At 63.5% G+C, this 15,217-nt stretch carries 15 protein-coding genes; 4 read left to right on the top strand and 11 right to left on the bottom strand.

Annotated features, from left to right (window positions below; genetic code table 11):
- Nucleotides 1–245 precede the first annotated feature (245 nt).
- On the top strand, nt 246–2,222 hold the full coding sequence (locus P3T42_RS30800; RefSeq protein WP_429308170.1) for a methyl-accepting chemotaxis protein: 1,977 nt from the start codon (nt 246–248) through the stop codon (nt 2,220–2,222).
- A gap of 59 nt (nt 2,223–2,281) precedes the next feature.
- Here P3T42_RS30800 and P3T42_RS30795 read toward each other — a convergent pair whose 3' ends face one another.
- Nucleotides 2,282–2,935 carry a glutathione S-transferase family protein gene (locus P3T42_RS30795; protein WP_074294054.1) on the bottom strand — a complete coding sequence of 218 codons (654 nt, stop codon included), beginning with the start codon at nt 2,933–2,935 and terminating at the stop codon, nt 2,282–2,284.
- A gap of 228 nt (nt 2,936–3,163) precedes the next feature.
- On the opposite strand from P3T42_RS30795, the gene P3T42_RS30790 reads away from it, so the two are divergent.
- Entirely contained in the window at nt 3,164–4,567 is a 1,404-nt protein-coding gene (locus P3T42_RS30790) for a polyhydroxyalkanoate depolymerase (protein ID WP_429308169.1), read from the top strand.
- Here P3T42_RS30790 and P3T42_RS30785 read toward each other — a convergent pair.
- The 8 genes from P3T42_RS30785 to P3T42_RS30750 form a co-directional block, all read right to left on the bottom strand.
- Complete coding sequence (locus P3T42_RS30785) at nt 4,557–4,991, bottom strand: cupin domain-containing protein (protein ID WP_429308168.1); 435 nt, start codon at nt 4,989–4,991, stop codon at nt 4,557–4,559. The genes P3T42_RS30790 and P3T42_RS30785 overlap by 11 nt on opposite strands.
- A 101-nt stretch (nt 4,992–5,092) precedes the next feature.
- On the bottom strand, nt 5,093–5,707 hold the full coding sequence (locus P3T42_RS30780) for a flavin reductase family protein (protein ID WP_074294051.1): 615 nt from the start codon (nt 5,705–5,707) through the stop codon (nt 5,093–5,095).
- 39 nt (nt 5,708–5,746) lie between these two features.
- Nucleotides 5,747–6,622, bottom strand: a complete 876-nt coding sequence (locus P3T42_RS30775; protein ID WP_429308195.1) for a 3-hydroxyacyl-CoA dehydrogenase family protein — start codon at nt 6,620–6,622, stop codon at nt 5,747–5,749.
- A 189-nt stretch (nt 6,623–6,811) separates the two neighbouring features.
- Nucleotides 6,812–7,117, bottom strand: a complete 306-nt coding sequence (locus tag P3T42_RS30770) for a hypothetical protein (protein WP_074294049.1) — start codon at nt 7,115–7,117, stop codon at nt 6,812–6,814.
- A gap of 423 nt (nt 7,118–7,540) precedes the next feature.
- On the bottom strand, nt 7,541–7,699 hold the full coding sequence (locus P3T42_RS30765; RefSeq protein ID WP_171991580.1) for a hypothetical protein: 159 nt from the start codon (nt 7,697–7,699) through the stop codon (nt 7,541–7,543).
- Nucleotides 7,700–7,911: 212 nt separating this feature from the next.
- Nucleotides 7,912–8,220 (bottom strand): hypothetical protein, encoded by a 309-nt coding sequence (locus tag P3T42_RS30760; protein WP_074294048.1) that lies wholly within the window; start codon nt 8,218–8,220, stop codon nt 7,912–7,914.
- 258 nt (nt 8,221–8,478) lie between these two features.
- The gene (locus tag P3T42_RS30755) at nt 8,479–9,771 is read right to left on the bottom strand and encodes a hypothetical protein (RefSeq protein WP_429308167.1); all 1,293 of its coding nucleotides are present in this window, start codon (nt 9,769–9,771) and stop codon (nt 8,479–8,481) included.
- A 119-nt stretch (nt 9,772–9,890) separates the two neighbouring features.
- Entirely contained in the window at nt 9,891–10,577 is a 687-nt protein-coding gene (locus tag P3T42_RS30750) for an MgtC/SapB family protein (protein WP_429308166.1), read from the bottom strand.
- Between the two features lie 150 nt (nt 10,578–10,727).
- Between P3T42_RS30750 and P3T42_RS30745 the strand changes: the two genes are divergently transcribed.
- Nucleotides 10,728–11,825, top strand: a complete 1,098-nt coding sequence (locus P3T42_RS30745) for an AGE family epimerase/isomerase (protein WP_429308165.1) — start codon at nt 10,728–10,730, stop codon at nt 11,823–11,825.
- A 45-nt stretch (nt 11,826–11,870) separates the two neighbouring features.
- Here P3T42_RS30745 and P3T42_RS30740 read toward each other — a convergent pair whose 3' ends face one another.
- Nucleotides 11,871–13,499: a methyl-accepting chemotaxis protein gene (locus P3T42_RS30740; RefSeq protein ID WP_429308164.1), complete on the bottom strand. Its 1,629-nt coding sequence runs from the start codon at nt 13,497–13,499 to the stop codon at nt 11,871–11,873.
- Between the two features lie 246 nt (nt 13,500–13,745).
- On the opposite strand from P3T42_RS30740, the gene P3T42_RS30735 reads away from it, so the two are divergent.
- Nucleotides 13,746–14,180: a PaaI family thioesterase gene (locus P3T42_RS30735; protein ID WP_074294044.1), complete on the top strand. Its 435-nt coding sequence runs from the start codon at nt 13,746–13,748 to the stop codon at nt 14,178–14,180.
- 155 nt (nt 14,181–14,335) lie between these two features.
- On the opposite strand, the gene P3T42_RS30730 is transcribed toward P3T42_RS30735, so the two are convergent.
- Entirely contained in the window at nt 14,336–15,184 is an 849-nt protein-coding gene (locus tag P3T42_RS30730; protein ID WP_074294043.1) for an ureidoglycolate lyase, read from the bottom strand.
- Between the last annotated feature and the right edge of the window lie 33 nt (nt 15,185–15,217).

The raw sequence follows: 15,217 nt of genomic DNA, 5'->3' as shown, positions 1-15,217 counted from the left end.
TGCATCGACGTAATTTATCTATGCTGACTAAATATGACATTTAAATACTCAACATAGACCAAATTATCCGTAACATTGACATCCGCACGGGCTCATTTGAACGCCCCCAACTTCCCCCTGAAAACCCGTCCGTAACCGTTTCCAATCTCAAGAAATCGGGAAATTTGCCGTAAATGGAGCAATAGCGCGATCCGCAGCGACGCACGGACCGCGCGCTCTCCTTGATCCTTACCCGCAGAAATCCCATGGAAATTTTCTCTTTGCGCCGCGCCAGCGTCGGTGCCAGGCTCGCCATGCTTTCGTGCGCGCTAGTGGCGCTGATCTTCGCCGCCTTCACATGGGCACTCACCCGCTCGGCCGGCGCGCAGGTCAGCGAGCAGGTACTGGCGCGCATCGCCGAAAAAGACCGTTCGATTGCCGCGATGATCGCCCTGTTCGACAAGGGGCTTTCGGCGGAAGTCGGCCGCTCCATGACGTTGTTTGCCAGCCTCCTGCCGGCCACGTACACGCTCGACGAAACCCAGAAGGTCGATATCAACGGCGTCGCCACGCCCACCCTCAAGGCCGGCGACAAAGTCCTCAACATGGATTTCTCGATCCCCGACCAGTTTCTGCAAAACAGCGGCGCCATCGCCACTGTCTTCGCCCGCACCGGCGACGACTTCATGCGCGTCACCACGTCGCTGAAGAAGCAGGACGGCAGCCGGGCAATCGGCACCTTGCTCGACCGCAACGGCCCGGCCTACGCTCTGCTCCTGGCGGACAAGCCCTACACCGGGCTCGCCGCCCTGTTCGGCAAGCGCTACATCACCCAGTACCGGCCCATCGCGGATGCGAGCGGCCGGGTCATCGGTGCGCTGTTCGTCGGCGTCGACGTGGGCGCGCAGATCCAGTCGGTCCAGGACGGCATCAGCCAACTCAAGATCGGCGACAGCGGTTACTACTTCGTGCTCAATGCGGCGAATGGCGCGGACCGCGGCAAGTTCCTCGTGCATCCGGCCGCCGCCGGCCAGCTCGCCGACGAGGCCAACGCGCCCTACAAGCAGATGCTCGACATGCAGCAAGGCCAGTTGGAATACCGCTCCGCCGACGCCACGCTAGGCGAAACGTCCGCGCGCGACAAATACGTGTCGTTCACCACGGTGCCGGAATGGCACTGGCTGGTGGGCGGTGTCGCGCCGCGCGACGAGGTGATGGCCGAGGTCACCGCCACCCGCAATCACTTTCTCCTCATCGGTTTTGTGCTGGTAGCGGGCTTCGCCGTGCTGTTCCTGATCGCCGTGCGGCGCCTGGTAAGCCGTCCGATCGAGGCAGCCGCGAGGGCCTCCGAGCGTCTTGCGGCGGGCGACCTCAGCGTACGGCTCGCGGCCGGCCATAGCCACCGCACCGACGAAATCGGCCGCTTGATGCAGGCCATCGACGGCATCGGAGAAGGGCTTGCACGGATCGTGACCCAGGTGCGCAACGCGTCGTCCGACATGACGCAGGGCACCGCGAAGATTGCCGCCGGCAGCGGCGATATCGCCTCGCGCATCGCCACGCAGGCAAGCAGCCTCGAACAAACCGCCGCGAGCATGGAACAGATCACGTCGAACGTGCAGCAGAACGCGGACCACGCCGCACAGGCCAATACGCTGGTGACGAGCGCATCCGAGGCGGCCATGGAAGGCGGCCGCGCCGTGGAGCGCGTCGTCTCGACGATGGGCGAGATCAGCCGCTCGTCCCAGAAGATCTCCGACATCACCAGCGTGATCGAAGGCATCGCGTTTCAGACCAACATCCTCGCGCTGAATGCAGCCGTCGAGGCCGCGCGCGCCGGCGAGCACGGCAGAGGTTTCGCCGTCGTCGCCTCCGAAGTGCGCGCGCTCGCGCAGCGCAGTGCGGCGTCGGTAAAGGAAATCGAAACGCTGATCGCGGAATCGACGGCGAGGGTGGAAGGCGGTTTCAAGATCGCCGAGGAAGCGAGCGCGACGATGCACAGCATCGTCGAACGGGTCGGCCAGGTACGCGCGATCATGGGCGAGATCAGCGTCGCGTCGCGCGAGCAGTCGGGCGGCATCGAGCAGGTAAACCTCGCCGTCACGCAGATTGGCGAGGCGACCCAGCAAAACGCGACAATTGTCGGCGACGCGGAACACGCCGCCGCGGAACTACAGGATCAGGCCGACCGGCTCGCGCAGGTGGTGAGCGTGTTCAAGCTGGATGCGCAGCGGCGGGACTAAGCGTTGGCCGCGGGATAGGCAGCAGCGGGCGAACGGTCGTAGGCTAACGGCCGCCCTGCTCAGAACTCGACGTCCAGTTCATCGATCTCATCCACTTCCTGCTGCGCGTCCGCCATCCATTGCTGCATCTCCGGCAGCGCGAGGATGCGCTGCCCGTATTCGACGATATCCGGGTCGAGCTTGACGTCGTAGGTGACGAAGCGGGTCACCACCGGCGCATACATGGCGTCCGCGGCGCTGCGTTCGCCAAACAGATACGGGCCGCCATACTGCTCCAGACACTCGCGCCAGATGGCAACGATTCTGTCGATATCGGACTGCGCGCGCGCCCACACCTTGAAGCCCGGGAAGTGCGCTTTCAGGTTCATCGGCAGTGCCGAACGAAGCGAGCCGAAGCCCGAATGCATCTCGCCGCTGATGGCCCGGCAATGCGCCCGCGCGCGCCGGTCTTGCGGCAACAGTTTGGCATCGGGCTGCACTTCGTTCAGATACTCGGCAATCGCCAGCGTGTCCCAGACCTTGATGCCGTCATGGAACAAACAAGGCACGAGAATCGATGGCGAGAGCAACAGCAATTCGGCGCGTGCGCTGGGGTCGTCGACCGGCATCACGATCTCTTCGAAAGGCAACCCGCTGAACTTCGTCAGCAGCCAGCCTCGCAGCGACCATGACGAATAGTTCTTGCTGCTAAGGGTAAGCGTGGTATTCGCCATACGAATCTCCTCCTTAAGCGGGCGCACGTTTGTGCCGCGCGGCGTACCGGAGCCGCCGCGTGCACGCCATGGTGCGTCGGCGCACCAAATCACGGCAAAACCAGCACCTCGGGTGAAATAGCGCAAATGCTATGCCAGCGCGAGCCCCTATCGAACGCTTCGGTTAGCGTTGGCACACGTATTGCCTCTATTCGGTCTCCTTTCCTTCTGGGCATTCGTGCGAAGGCTATGAACCTGTTCGCATATCCCGCATACCAGGCGTTCGCCGACCTGATGCTTCCGGCCCGGCACGGCGCTGCGCTCATCAACCGTTCGCTGGATGCCTGGCCGGCCTTCAGCGACACGCCGCAAGGACGCTCGCTGCGCGCGTCGTGCGATCTGATTACCCTGGCGGGTCTCACGCATACCCGGCCGCCGTTCGCGCTGGATGAAATCGAGGTGGACGGCAAGCCCGTCAACATCGTCGAGGAAGTCGCTGCCCACACCCCATTTTGCTCGCTGCTGCATTTCCGCAAGGAAACCGCCCCATCGCCTGCCCAGCCGCGCGTGCTGGTGATCGCGCCGATGTCCGGCCACTTCGCGACGCTGCTGCGCGGTACCGTGAAGACGATGCTCGCCGAGCACGACGTCTACATCACCGATTGGCACAACCCGCGCGACGTGCCGCTGTCGCAGGGACGCTTCGGCTTTGACGAGTTCGTCCAGCACGTGATCGATTTCACCGCGAAAATCGGCCCCGGCACCCATCTGCTGGCGGTGTGCCAGCCCACCGTCGCGGCCCTCGCAGCGGTTGCGTTGATGGCTGCGGACGATCATCCCGCGCAACCCGCCAGCATGACGCTGATGGCGGGCCCACTCGACACGCGCATCAACCCGACCAAGGTCAACGCGCTCGCCAAGAGCAAGCCGATCGAGTGGTTCGAACGCAACCTGATCAGCGCGGTACCGTTCGGCTTTGCCGGCGCGCATCGCCGCGTCTATCCGGGCTTCGTGCAGCTCAACGCGTTCATGGCGATGAATCTCGGCCGTCACCTCGACTCCTTCGAGACGATGTACTACGAGCGCGCCAAAGGCGATCCGGCCAAGGCGGACACGATCCGGGTCTTCTACGAGGAGTACTTCGCAACGATGGATCTGACGGCCGACTTCTATCTGGAGACAGTCGAAACCGTGTTCCAGCGTCATGCGCTGCCGCTGCATGAACTGGAGGTGGGCGGCCGCCTGATCGAGCCGTCGAAGATCCGCCGCACGGCGCTGTTGACCGTGGAGGGCGAAAAGGACGATATCTGCGCGGTCGGGCAAACGCTCGCGGCGCAGGACATGTGCGACAAGCTGCGGCCTTACCTCAAGACGCATCATGTGCAGACGGGCGTGGGGCACTACGGGGTGTTTAACGGCCACCGCTGGGAGCGGCATATCTATCCGCGCGTGCGTGCGGTGATCTACGACAACGAGCCGCGCGCGGTCGCCGTGAGCTCGCGCGCGCAGGCGATCAAACCGGGGGTACCGGTGGCGTTGGCGCCTATCGCCGCGCCGGCGGCTTCCGCTGTCACGGCAGATGTCGCCGCCGCCTCAGCGACCACCGGCGAGGCGCTTGCGCCGCCTCGAAGCCGCCCTCACGTCACGCGGTGACGCCTTTCCACGGCGTGACCGCCGGAACGTCGCATGGCCCTTCGACGTCGATCGACTTGAAATCGGCCGGCGAAACTATTTCGATGTACTCCATATCTTCGGAGTAGTCGAACAGGTAGTGAACAATACCGGGCGCCTGATGCACGCAATCGCCGGCGGCGACCAGCGTCTCCTTGTCACCGTACATGAAGCGCGCCCAGCCCTTCAGCATGATCACAATGTGGAAATCAGCCTCATGACGGTGCCAGCCAGTGCCTTCCTCTGGTGCATGGTTCGCCTTCACGAGCTGGGCCAGCACCTTGCCGCCCGTCGCCTGCGCGATGCCCAGATCGCGGTAGAGAAAGAAGTCGCGCAGCCCCTCGCCCTGATACGAAGTGTCTTGCGGACGGACATGCGAAAACTGCGTGGCGAATTCGGTAGACATGGTCGCGCTCCTGAAGGATGAACGGGCAAGGAAAACGGCACGGTGAGCGTCGTTTCCAAGCATCAAATGTTCCAGCCTGTGGAGCGGCGGCGGAGTCGGTTTCAGGCCGTTGGCCGGAACATCTGGAACATCTCGCCGATCTGCGCATAGTCGGCGCGATAGCCCGCGCGCATGATCGGCTGGGCTGCGTGCGTGTCGAACAGGCCGTCCTTCAGATAGGCGTTCTGGATGTGGACGCCGACCACCTGGCCGAGCGCGAGGTAATTGTCCATCGGTTCGCCGTCGAGGTTGTTCAGCCGCACGATCTGCAGCAGCTTGCATTCGAGCGCCGCCGGCGATTCGCCGACGTGCGGCACCGAAACGCTGCGGCCCGGCGCGGGCGTCAGTCCGGCGAGTTCGAATTCGTCGACCTCCGGTCCAACCGGCGCCGAGCTGCGGTTCATCTGTTCGGCGAGCGGCTTCGTAGCGAGGTTCCAGACGAATTCGCCGGTTGCTTCGATATTGCTGATGCTGTCTTTGCGGCCTTCGCTGCAAAAACCGATGATGGCGGGAAAGGTCGCAAACGCGCCGAAGAAGCTGTACGGCGCGAGGTTGAGGTGACCGTCGGCGCTGCGCGTCGAGATCCAGCCAATCAGGCGAGGGGCGACGATGGCCTTGAACGGATCGTGCTTGAGACCGTGGCCCTTGGCGGGATCGTAGAAATAGGTGTCGTTCATGTCATGCGCTTTGGAATATGAAAGTGATACTGGGACGTGTCAGCCGCGGCTGATCACCCGCTTGCGGCCTTCCTTCACCTGCGCCAGATGGGCGTCATCCCAATCGTAGAAACCGGCGCCGCTGCGGACACCGACGCGCCCCGCTTCGACCTGCTCGCGCAACAGATCGAGCACGTCTTCGTCTTTTGCCAGCTCAGGCATCAGGTGCGTGGAAATATCGAGGAAGGTATCGAGCCCGCCGAGGTCCGCGCCTTCGAGCGGCCCGACGATGCCCCAGCGGCGGCCCAGCGAGGCCTTCATGACACGGTCGACCACGTCAGGCGTCGCCGCGCCGGAGCGCACGATGTTGAGCGCCTCGCGCAGCACGGCGAACTGCAGGCGGTTGCCGACAAAGCCCGGAATCGCCTTGGTCAGCACCACCGGTTCCATGCCGATGGCGCTCATCAGAGCAACGGTCTGCTCGGTGACATGCGGGTCGGTGGCCGTGCCGGGCACCACTTCGACGAGCGGAATCATATGCGGCGGATTCCAGAAATGCGCAATCAGGAAACGCTCTTTGGCACGCAATGGCACCGCCAACTGATCGGGTGTAAAACCGCTGGTATTGCTGGCAAGGATGGCGTCGTCGGCGAGCAGTTGCGCCAGCGACGCATACAAGCGGTGCTTCAACTCGAGCACCTCGGGAATCGCTTCGATCACGAACTGCGCGGCTGACATCGTTTCGAGCGTAGTGTGCGTTTCGATGCGTGCGAGGGCCGCGCGCTTCGCTGCGGCATCGATCCGGCCGGCGTCGATCAGTTCGTCGAGCACCGCCTCGGCCTTCGGCGCCACGCTCGCCAGACGCGCGGCATCGACGTCGTGGACGATCGTCCGATGTCCGTGCAATGCGCTCTGCGTCGCAATACCGACGCCCATCAAACCGGTCCCTACTACGCCCACCACCGCCTTGTCCACGCCGCTCTCCCGCTGAATCGTCGCTGAAAGCGTTTAAGGATAGCGCAGTGCGGAGTTTTGCGAGCCCAAAGCAACAAGGCCGGTCCCCCTTGCGGAAAGACCGGCCTCATCAGATCTCACGACGCATCGACCGCGTCGCTACGCGCTGCATCAATAATCGTGCGGGGGCGGACGATGGTCGTCGTGGTGGCGCGGATCCGGATCGTGCGGATGGCGGTGCATCCAGTCGTCATGCGCCCAATAACGATGGCCGTCCCAGTAACGATCGCCGTGCCAGCCGATGTCGATCTGCACCCCAACCGGAATCATCTGCGGCTGACCATACGTCACAACCGGACCCGGCGCGGAGATGATCACGCGGTCTGCCTGGGCAAACGCGCTGCTTGCGGTCAGCAGCGCGCCGCCGGCCAGCAGGGTTGCGAGAATCGAACGCGATGTCTTGTTCCACGTTTTCATATTGGACCTCCCTTTCAAGATTGATGTCGCCCGGACCGCATGACAGAAACCGCTGTCTAGCACCGGCGCTTGAGAAGGACTTTAGCGAGCCCGAATGCTTAAAGACGTGAGCGCTTGTAAGAGGAAGTTTCCAAATCGGGGAGCAATGAGCGCCCTGCTCCGCAGGCAATGCGCAAGCTTGATAGTGGCTTACCGAAGGCTGTAGGGCGACCCGATGCAATAGGGCTGTCAGCCCCTGTTACATTCATTTCGGCCAGGAAATATTCGGAAACGGGTCTTGGCGACCCCATTTCTTTAGACGTTTGCCGGCGACACGCAAGAACGTAAACAAACAAAAGCCACGGCAAGACCGTGGCTTAAATACAGCATCGCGCGTCCGAAACCACGCGACCGGCGCGACTGACCGCGCCAAAGTCTGGCGAATTAATCGCTCAGCTTGATACCGAACAGCGTAGATTGCGCGCGACGCTGACGTTCTGCTTCGCGGTGACGCGCTTCGTACGAGTAGTCCGAATCCATCGGAAGATGCGGCGACGCAAAGAGGTCGCTGACCTTTTGGAACAATGCAAAGATAACGCTCATGGCGACTCCCGGTTAATTTGGTGCTAGGGTTTTCCCTTAAGAAGAAGTATAGGGTTTTCCCTAGGAAAAAGCTAGTGCAATGCAACATTTCTTTAGTGTGGTCCGTTGTCGCATCGCTTTGGCGGGATGTTGCGTTGCGTCATTACAACGAGAAAGCTTCCTGGAGGGTCATCTTCAGCATCGGGCGTTTTGGCCCTATCACCTTCTCAAAGTCACTGTAACGTGCTGGTGTGCGGCTTCCTGGCGCGGGCGGGGCGCGCCTCCACGGCGCGTTTCCTCGGATTGACGACTGCCGCGTCGATCGCCCCGTGCACCGTACCCTCGGTCCGTACCAGCGTCGCGCTGTTGACCGATACGAGCAGCGCCGGCAGCGTCTTGCCCGGACCGGCAGGCGCATTCGCAGCCGTTCCGGTCGCCAGAAATTCGACATTCAGTGCCCAGTGCCCTTCGTGAATGCCTTGGGCGCGCAGCAGCGCCTGGATCAGCTCATCAATCGAAAACTTGTGCTCGCTCGTCGCCATCGTCGCCCTCGTCAGGAAGCTGGCCGGGGGTCCGGTCCATCGCTTGTGCGTCAGCCATGAAAGTTTAAGTCCCGCGCTTCGCCACGGGAGGCGCTACCGCGGCATCTCTCCTTACAGCGCCTATCACCGAGGACAGGCGCGCACAAAAAAACCACAGCGGATCAAGCCGATGCGGTCAATCGATCGTCGCGAAACGTAAGGAACAGCCGGTTGAGCGGGAGACCGGCGCGCGGGCTCGCGGCCGGCCGGCTCGGTCGATCAGTGGGTCGGCGCCGCTTTGGGCTTGTGAACATGCGCGTGGGCTTTGTGCTTGCTGGCCGGCGCAGGGGCCGTGGCAGGGGTACGAGGCGCCACAGCCGGAGTGGAAGAAGCGGAAGCCGTGGACGGCGCGGGAGCCGTCGCGTTCGCCGCAGCCAGATGTGCGTCGAGGAGACTCGTCATCGCTGCTTGCTGGTTCTGCATCAGTTGTTCAATACGGTGCTGCTGCGCGGTGGTTTCGCGCGTCAGACGCATCAGCAGCACGGTTTGCGTGATGCCGATCGCCACCGTCGCGAGCAGCGCGCCGACCACAATCGATAGCATCCATTTCATCCGGCGCGAGTGATCGGTCGCCGCGCGACGCTGATCGGAAATCACGCCGTAGAGGGCGTCGACGGTATCGGCGAAGGCCGTCGCACGGGCGCGGTCGAGTTCGGGCGCAGTGGGCGGTCCCTCTGCTCCCACGGCATCGTCCACCAACGGCCTTACCGCGTCAGCAGCAGGCGCCTTGACCTGTGCAGCCGCAGAAACAGCAGCGGCCGCCGCCGCACCCTCCGGCGATGCTCCACCGCTCGCCACAGCGCTGTCGCCCGGAGCCGCAGCGGCCTTGGCAAAGGCCGCATCAAACCGCTGAGGAGCCGCGCCCGTCTGCACAACCGCGTCCGTCGGAACAGACGAAGCCCCACCAGCCACCTGACGCCGCGCAGTCACACTGCGCACGAGATTCGCCGCCGCCATCGACGGCGAGATCAACGTCGGACCAACCGGCAACACCGGTTGCGAACCGCCCACCGGCGCTGAGGCATCCGCCTTTTCAGACACCGAACCGCTCGCGCCCACAACACGGTCAGACTCATCCTTAGGCTCACTGACCTTCCGCGTCGGCTCGATACGTTCAAAGCCGTCCAGCGGCACCGAAGCATAGGCTGGCTCGACCTTCTCGCGCGGCGCCCGACGCGCGGCCCGCGTATCGGACGAGGCGCTTGCCACGGCATCCAGACTAGTGGTCCCACCCACCGCAGCCAGCACCACGTCCGGCAATTCAAAGCCATGCAGCGTGCCTTGCCGGATGTCGATATTCATCGCCTCCACGGTCGCGCGGGTCGGATCGTCGGGGAACATATCGAGCGTGCTGTCGTCGCGCGACGCATCGCTCAGTTGGGCGAGGCGCTGTGCCGAGCGGGCGGCGCGCGCCAGTTTGTTTTCGGTCTCGGTGGAGACAGTGTTCGCGCGCCGCTTTGTCGAGCTGGCGCGGGTCGTACGGGACTGCGTGGATGCTGCGGAATCTGCCATAGAGAAAGAAGCGGTCGTCGCCGGCCACCGGGCGCCGTACACCGCTACAAAATGCCATCAGTTTTTTCGAGACCGCATTGTCTCATGGCCACGCGCGCGTGCTAAAGCCAATCGCCTATTTAAGACGTCGAATCGTCTTCGCGGAATTCCTTCACGCAGGGCAATTGACGTAAGCGGTCGCGAATCGCCGCATATTCGGTCGTCGAGACGCGGTGCAACGTAATCATCACCACGTCGTATTCGGGCGCATCGTCGCTCTGCTGCATCACGAACTGCTTGACCCGCGGGCTTGCCGCGCCAAGCGCTTCGTGCAGCGAATGAAACGTCAGCGCGCCGCGCTCGACCAGCAGCGTCACCTGACGCCGCTGCTTGACCGTGATGAAGCGCCGCTCGAGCGGCTTGATGCCCGCCAGGATGATCAGGATGATGATGGTCGCCGCAATCGACGCCGTGTACATGCCGCCACCCACCGCCAGCCCGATGGCCGCCACCGACCACAGGCTCGCAGCCGTCGTGAGCCCTCGCACGATCTCGCCGCGCATCAGGATCGAGCCCGCGCCCAGAAAGCCGATGCCGGAGACCACCTGCGCGGCCATCCGCGAGGGGTCGAGCACGACGTTCTGGGTGCCCAGCACATCGGCAAAACCGAACGCCGACACGATCATGATGAGCGCCGACCCGACGCACACCAGCATGTGCGTGCGCAGCCCCGCAGCCCACGACAGGCGCTCGCGCTCCACGCCGATGACGCTGCCGAGCGCCGCCGCCAACACCAGTCGCGAGATGAGTTCAAGATTCCCCAGCATGCCTGTTCCTCCTTGTCCGAATGGTTGGTAGTGCGTTTGAGTACTGGCCGGCGTGCCATCGCCGACGGTTTGCTTTATGCTTGGTCGCGCGGCGCCCTTGTCGCATCAGGCGCCGCCCCTTTCACGACCTTACCGAAGCCGCTTCTCAGCATGAACACACCCGCCTCTACGACTACCCTTGCCGCCACGCTACGCGATCATTTCGCCCGCGTCGTTTTGCCGATCTGGCGTGGAGCGGGTTTCAATACGGCACTGAAGCTGCCCTACGAGGCGGTCAGCGCCGAAGGCCACCGTCCGCTGCCTGCCGAACGCTACCGCGCGATGGCGTGTGCGCGCCAGTTGTTCGTCTTCTCCCAGGCAGGCGAGGCGGCCCACGCCAACGGGCTGTTCGATTCCCTCGTGCACTACTTTCAGGACAAGCAGCGCGGCGGATGGTTCTTTAGCGTCGACGCACAAGGTGCACCGCTCGATACGACGAAGGACCTCTACACGCACGCGTTCCTGGTCTTCGCGTGTGCCGAATATGGCGCACGTTCCGGCAATCCTGATGCGCTCGCCATTGTTCACAGCACCTCCGATCTGATCGAAGACCGCTTTGCAGCGCAACACGGCCTGTTCAACGCCGCCCTCGACGCCGACTTTTCGAGCGTGACCGGCACACCGGTGCAGAACCCGATGATGCACCTCACCGAAGCGTGGCTCGCCGCGCGCGCGGCCACCCAGGATAGCGCATTCGATGCCGCCCTGCGCAAGCTGGCCGATGCGATCGAGCGCACCTTCGTGCATGTGCCGACGGGATGCATCGCAGAACTGCCGTTGGGCGCGGACGACAATCGTCTTGAGCCTGGCCATCAGTTCGAATGGTTCTGGCTGGTCAAGCAGGCGGGCGCGCTGCTGGATGGAACGGGTCTCGACGACGCGCTCTCACGGGCCTTCGGCTTCGCGCAGCAACATGGCGTGGATCCGGTCACAGGCGGGGTGTGTGCGTCGCTGGACGAAGCCGGGCGCATCAAGGATGCGACGCAGCGAATCTGGGCGCAAAGCGAATATCTGCGCGCACTCGCCACGCGCGACGACGCCGCGGCGCGCGCTGTGCTGCCGGGACAAATCGAACGGTTCCAGCAGCGCTTTCTGCACGCCCAGGGTTGGTACGAGTGCAAGACGGCGGCGGGCGAAGTCTCACGCGCCGACATGCCATCCACGACGCCTTACCACCTCGCCACCGCTTACGCGGCATTGCCAGCCTGAGCGGGGCGGTTGCCGCCTCGGCGGCTACACGCTACCCGCTACCCGCTAGCGCCAGGCAGCAGGCCCGGCGCTCAGCGAAAACTCCTGCTCATGCGGATTGACCGCACCGAACTGCTGCGTCCTCAACACCGCATCGGAAATCTCGAACACCGAGACGGCGTCCTTCAACTGCTGGGTCTGTTGATGCAGCGAAGACGCAGCCGCGGCCGCCTCTTCGACGAGTGCCGCGTTCTGCTGCGTCATCTCGTCCATCTGCACCACGGCCTGATTCACCTGCTCGATGCCCGCACTCTGTTCGAGCGACGACGCGCTGATCTCCGTCATCATCTGCGTGACGCGCGAGATCGACGCCGAGACGTTGCGCATAGCGTCGCCGGCATGCTCGACGAGCGTCGAGCCGCCCTTGATCTCCGCAACCGATTCGCTGATCAGCGTCTTGATCTCCTTGGCCGACTGCGCGCTGCGCTGCGCCAGCCCGCGCACCTCGCCGGCCACCACCGCGAAGCCACGGCCTTGCTCGCCCGCACGCGCCGCTTCGACGGCCGCGTTCAGCGCGAGGATGTTGGTCTGGAAGGCAATGCCGTCGATCACCGAGATGATCTCGGCGATCTTGTCCGAGCTTTGCGCGATGCCGTGCATCTTCTCGACCACCTGGTTGACCACTTCGCTGCCGCGCGAGGTAGCGTCCAAAGCGGTCTGCGCCAGCGCGTTCGCCTCGCGGGCGTGATCGGCGTTCTGACGCACGGTCGCGGTCAGTTCCTCCATGCTCGAGGCGGTTTCTTCGAGCGAAGCGGCCTGATTCTCCGTGCGTGCGGACAGATCCGCGTTACCCGTGGCAATTTCGTCCGCGCCCAGGTGAATCGAATCGGCCGATTCGCGCACCGTCTTCACCGTGCGCGCCACGCTCGCCTGCATGCGCGCCAGCCCCGAGAACAGATGACCGATTTCGTTCGTGCCGCGTGATGCGATGGGTTGGTCGAGCCGGCCTTGTGCGATGCGGTCGAAGTGACGTCCCGCCTCTTCAAGCGGTGCAACTACGCCGCGCTTCAACCCCACGTAAACGGCAATCGTGCCGGCCAGCAGCAACAGCAGGATTACGATGCCCACGGTACGGAACAGCGCGAGCCGGCTATCGATCGAATCGAGCGAGGCCCGGCCCGCGGCGTCGCCGAACTGTACGAAGTTATGCAACTCGGTGAGGTAGGCGTCCTGGAAGGATTGGGTCGGCTGATCGAGGAAAGCCTGAATATTGCCCGCGTCCAGGTCTTGCGCCAGTTCGCCCAGCGCCGAATGCAGCTTCTGATAGCGATCGGCGAGCGCGGCCGCGCGGGCGCTGTTTTCGTCGCTGGTCTTGGGGGCGTTCGAGAAAGCCGCGAAGGACTGATCCGCCGCGGCCAGTTGATCGCGCGCGTGCTGGACGATCTCGGCCGGTTCGGCGCCGCCCTTCACCATCCGCGTACCGGCGCGCGACAGGTTGATACGCGCGTCCATCAGCGCCTGGGTGGTGCGGTTCACCGCGTCGACCTGCGTCATTGCCACGTTCGACAGATCGCCGACGTCATCGTGAGTGCGGGTCAGCGACCAGAACCCCAACCCTTCCGTCACCAGTTGCAGCACACAGAAAGCGGCCAACACACACAACAGGCCGGATGCGACCTTGATCTTGCTAAACATCTTGAACACCTGAATTGCAATGAATGACGGGAGCTACGGGCGTGTTTACGGCAACGCAGACGTTCTCTTGAGAAAAGTGCCGAAAAAGCTGCCTTTCACGCGCTTTCGTCGTGCATCCCCTCTATTTGCGCCGTTTTACGCAATAGTGCTGAAGTCATTTTTGCGATTCACCTTGACGCGGCGCGTTGGCGCTTCCTAGAGTGGGTAGGGACGCCACCACGGGTTTCATCCCCGAAGGACTCGATAATGACCGATCTACTGGACCGGGCGCGCGGCGCGCTGCATGCCCAGCCGTTCAGCATGCTGCTTGGCGCCGAACTGATGCACACGAGCACCAACGAGCTGACGCTATGCCTGCCGATTCGCGACGAGTTGCGGCAACAGCACGGCTTCGTCCACGGGGGAGTGATCAGTTATCTTGCCGACAATGCGCTCACCTTCGCCGGCGCGCTGGCGCTTGGACCGCGCGTCGTCACGGGCGAATACAAGATCAACTATCTGCGGCCTGCCATGAACGGCACACTGGTGGCGCGGGCGCAGGTCGTCTACGCCGGACGGCACCAGGCGACCTGTCAATGCAATATCTTCGTGATGGACGGCGACCGCGAGCGGCTTGTCGCCGTCGCACAGGGGACCATCAACCGGATTGGCGACGGCGGCGAGAGCGTGGCGGCAAGTTGAGGGCCGGCGGACCACGTCGCCGGTCAGCAATGGCGCACGGCTCGCGCTGAGCCACGCCAAGGATCGACGCCGCACAATAAAAAAGGCCGCTCCCGCAAAAACAGGAACGGCCTACGTTCAGACGTAGCGCTTAAGACGCACCAGGCGCCGCGGCGTTACTCCGCCGCGTAAGTTTTCTGCTGCTGCTCGCCCAGCCCTTCGATGCCGAGGCGAATCGTCTGGCCCGGCTTCAGGTAGATCGGATTCGGTTTCACGCCCATGCCGACACCCGGCGGCGTGCCGGTCGAAATCACGTCGCCCGGTTGCAGGCTCATGCAGGTCGACAGATACGACACCAGCTTCGCCACACCGAACACCATCGTCTTCGTGTTGCCGTTCTGATAGCGATGGCCGTCCACTTCGAGCCACAGGTTCAGGTTCTGCGGATCGGCCACTTCGTCGCGCGTGACCACCCACGGGCCGATCGGGCCGAAGGTGTCGAAACCCTTGCCCTTGTCCCACGTGCCGCCGCGCTCGATCTGCCATTCGCGTTCGGAGACGTCGTTGATCACGCAATAGCCGGCGACGTAATCGAGCGCGTTGGCTTCGTCGATGTACTTGGCCGGCTTGCCGATCACCACGCCGAGCTCGACTTCCCAGTCGGTCTTCTTCGAGCCGCGCGGGATTTCGACGTTGTCGTTCGGGCCGCTGATCGCGCTATTCCACTTGTTGAACACCACCGGTTCGGTCGGCACGGGCAGATTCGATTCCGCCGCGTGATCCGCGTAGTTCAAGCCGATGCAGATGAACTTGCCGATCTTGCCGACAGCCGGCCCCAGGCGCGGATTACCCTCGACCACCGGCAGCGAGGCCGGATCGAGCGCGCGCAGTTTGGCGAGGCTGGCATCGCTCAGCGCGGCGCCGTCGATATCGCCCACTACGCCCGACAGATCGCGAATCTTGCCTTGCGCGTCGAGCAGGCCGGGCTTTTCCTGACCTTTCGGTCCATAACGAAGCAGTTTCATCGTTGCACTTCCCTTTCAATCCAGAGTGTCCAG

It is taken from the genome of Paraburkholderia sp. GAS38 (assembly GCF_050434965.1).
Taxonomy (GTDB): Bacteria; Pseudomonadota; Gammaproteobacteria; order Burkholderiales; family Burkholderiaceae; genus Paraburkholderia; species Paraburkholderia phenazinium_A.
The sequence above is the reverse complement of the archived record's forward strand: the minus strand, read 5'-3'. Positions and strand labels throughout refer to the sequence as shown.